The organism is Bradyrhizobium sp., assembly GCF_028868675.1.
Taxonomy (GTDB): domain Bacteria; phylum Pseudomonadota; class Alphaproteobacteria; order Rhizobiales; family Xanthobacteraceae; genus Bradyrhizobium.
On record NZ_JAGWUA010000334.1, the window covers coordinates 1 to 2943 of the forward strand.

Consider the following 2943-nt stretch of genomic DNA (forward strand, 5'->3'; position numbering starts at 1 on the left):
GGGGCCGACCCGCCTTAGATGAAAATGGGTGAGCCACTCTGACTGAGTTTAGACCGGTACCCACCCACTTTCTTCCTAGGAGCGAAGCGACGAAGCAATCCATTCCTCCCCGCCGGGATAGATGGATTGCTTCGCTGCGCTCGCAATGACGGCCCTGGAAATCACTTCATGGTCGGGATGGAGAACTCCGCGCCCTCCTTGACGCCGGACGGCCAGCGCGAGGTCACCGTCTTGGTCTTGGTGTAGAAGCGGATCGAATCCGGGCCGTGCTGGTTGAGATCGCCGAATCCGGATTTCTTCCAGCCGCCGAAGGTATAGTAGGCGATCGGCACCGGGATCGGCACGTTGATGCCGATCATGCCGACGTTCACCTTGGCCGCGAAGTCGCGCGCGGCATCGCCGTCGCGGGTGAAGATCGCGACGCCGTTGCCGTAGTCGTGATCCGAGGGCAGCGCCAGCGCCTCCTTGTAGTCGTGGGCGCGCACCACCGAGAGCACGGGACCAAAGATCTCTTCCTTGTAGATGCGCATGTTCTTGGTGACGTTGTCGAACAGCGATCCGCCGAGATAGAAGCCCTTCTCATAGCCCTGCATCTTGAAGCCGCGGCCGTCGACGGCGAGCGTCGCGCCTTCCTTGATGCCGATGTCGATGTAGCTCTTCACCTTCTCGACCGCCTCGCGCGTGACCAGCGGGCCGTAGTCGGCGGCCGGATCGATCGAGGTGCCGATCTTGAGGGACTCGACGCGCGGGATCAGCTTTTCCATCAGCCGGTCCGCGGTGGTCTTGCCGACGGGGACGGCCACCGAGACGGCCATGCAGCGCTCGCCGGCCGAGCCGTAGCCCGCGCCGATCAACGCATCGACGGTCTGGTCCATGTCGGCATCGGGCATGACGATGGCGTGGTTCTTGGCACCGCCAAAACACTGGCAGCGCTTGCCGGTCTGCGCGGCGCGTTCGTAGATGTACTGCGCAATCGGCGTGGAGCCGACGAAGCCGATCGCCTTGATGTCGGGATCGTCGAGGATGGCGTCGACCGCCTCCTTGTCGCCGTTGACGACGTTGAGGATGCCGGCCGGCAGGCCGGCCTCGATCATCAGTTCGGCAAGCCGCATCGGCACGCCGGGATCGCGCTCGGACGGCTTGAGGATGAAGGCGTTGCCGCAGGCGATGGCGGGGGCGAACTTCCACATCGGGATCATCGCCGGAAAATTGAACGGCGTGATGCCGGCGACGACGCCGAGCGGCTGGCGCATGGAATAGATGTCGATGCCGGGGCCGGCGCCTTCGGTGTATTCGCCCTTCATCAGGTGCGGGATGCCGCAGGCGAACTCGACGACCTCGAGGCCGCGCTGGATGTCGCCCTTGGCGTCCGGAACGGTCTTGCCGTGCTCGCGCGCCAGGATCTCGGCGAGCTTGTCGTAGTCGCGCTGCACCAGATCCAGGAATCTCATCATCACGCGCGCGCGGCGCTGCGGATTGGTCGCGGCCCATTCCGGCTGCGCGGCGCGGGCGTTCTCGACGGCCGCGCGGACCTCGGCCTTGGACGCCAGCGCGACCTTGGCCTGGACGTCGCCGGTCATCGGCTCGAAGACGTCGGCGGTACGGCCCGACGTGCCCTTGACTTCCTTGCCGCCGATGAAATGTCCGACTGCGCGCATGAATACCTCCCTCAACCTGGGTTTGCCCGACCTGGATCAGATCGCTTTACAAATCCTATCGACCTGCATTTTATAGTAATCAAGTGCGAGATATTGCACCATAGATGTGCGAAAATGCTGGATCAGGGCGCGATCGACTGGGACGACTTTCGCTTCGTGCTGGCCATCGTGCGGGGCGGCTCAGTGTCGGCTGCGGCCAAGCAGCTCGGCGTCGACCATGCCACGGTGATCCGCAGGGTCGACCGGCTGGAGCGGCATCTCTCGGCAAAATTGTTCGACCGCCGCAAGACCGGCTACCTCCTCACCGAGTCCGGCCAGCGCGTCGCCGACAGCGCGGAGGCGATGGAATCGACCATCGCCGCCAACCAGGAGCAAGTCGGCGGCTCGCTGGCGCGGTTGACCGGCACGGTACGGATCGGCGCGCCGGACGGTTTCGGCACCTCGTTCCTGGCGCCGCGACTGGCGCCCTTCGCCGACCGGTATCCCGATCTCGACCTGCAACTGGTCGCCACCGCGCGCCTGTTCTCCCTGTCCAAGCGCGAGGCCGACATCGCCATCAGCCTGACCATGCCGAAGGAGGGCCGCATCGTCGGGCGCAAGCTCCTCGACTACAGCCTCGGGCTCTATGCCGCGCCTGCCTATCTCGACCGCTTTCCCGAGATCGTTTCGCGCGAGGCGCTGCCGCAGCATCGCTTCGTCGGCTATATCGAAGAACTCCTGTTCACGCCCGAGCTCGACTATCTGCCGCTGGTCTCGCCAAAGATCTCGGCGCGCTTCCGCAGCGCCAATCTGATCGCGCAACTCAACGCCACGCTCGCCGGCTTCGGCATCGCCGTGCTGCCGCACTTCATGGCGAGCGATCATCCGGAGCTTCGTCCGGTGCTGCCGGATGAGATCTCGATCACCCGCACCTTCTTCATGCTGATGCACGCCGACAGCAAGGATCTGGCACGCATCCGCGCGGTGGCCGACTACATCTCGGAGATCGTGGAGCGCGAGCGGGCGCTGTTTGGTGGGAGATCAGCGAAGAATCCGTAGGGTTGGCAAAGGCGCGCAGCGCCGTGCCCACCATCGCTCCGCGTGCAACAGAAGTGGTGGGCACGCTTCGCTTTGCCCACCCTCATATGGGGATTTGTGAGTCAAGGCTCTCGTTGGGGTCTGGGGCAGCATTTCAGGGTGAGAGGGCGGCGCGCGGAGCCATGCGTAGCGCAGCGCGGCGACCGTGTTCCGTGCGAGGATTGGCTTCCGAAGAATTATGCAGCTCACTGCATCACCTCATATCCGG

2 protein-coding genes are annotated in these 2943 nt (G+C 64.6%); one reads left to right on the plus strand and one right to left on the minus strand.

Translation table 11 applies throughout. From position 1 onward, the window contains the following. Positions 1-161: 161 nt before the first annotated feature. Positions 162-1658, minus strand: a complete 1497-nt coding sequence (locus KGM94_RS24670) for a CoA-acylating methylmalonate-semialdehyde dehydrogenase (RefSeq protein ID WP_300265188.1) — start codon at positions 1656-1658, stop codon at positions 162-164. Positions 1659-1772: 114 nt separating this feature from the next. Between KGM94_RS24670 and KGM94_RS24675 the strand changes: the two genes are divergently transcribed. Continuing rightward, a complete protein-coding gene (locus tag KGM94_RS24675) occupies positions 1773-2696 on the plus strand; it encodes a LysR family transcriptional regulator (protein ID WP_300265191.1) in 924 nt (307 codons plus the stop codon). The last annotated feature ends 247 nt before the right edge of the window (positions 2697-2943 follow it).

Coding starts and splice junctions, on each gene's coding strand:
- KGM94_RS24670 (WP_300265188.1), bottom strand. CDS start 1,658: ATGCGCGCAGTCGGACATTTCATCGGCGGCAAGGAAGTCAAGGGCACG.
- KGM94_RS24675 (WP_300265191.1), top strand. CDS start 1,773: ATGCTGGATCAGGGCGCGATCGACTGGGACGACTTTCGCTTCGTGCTG.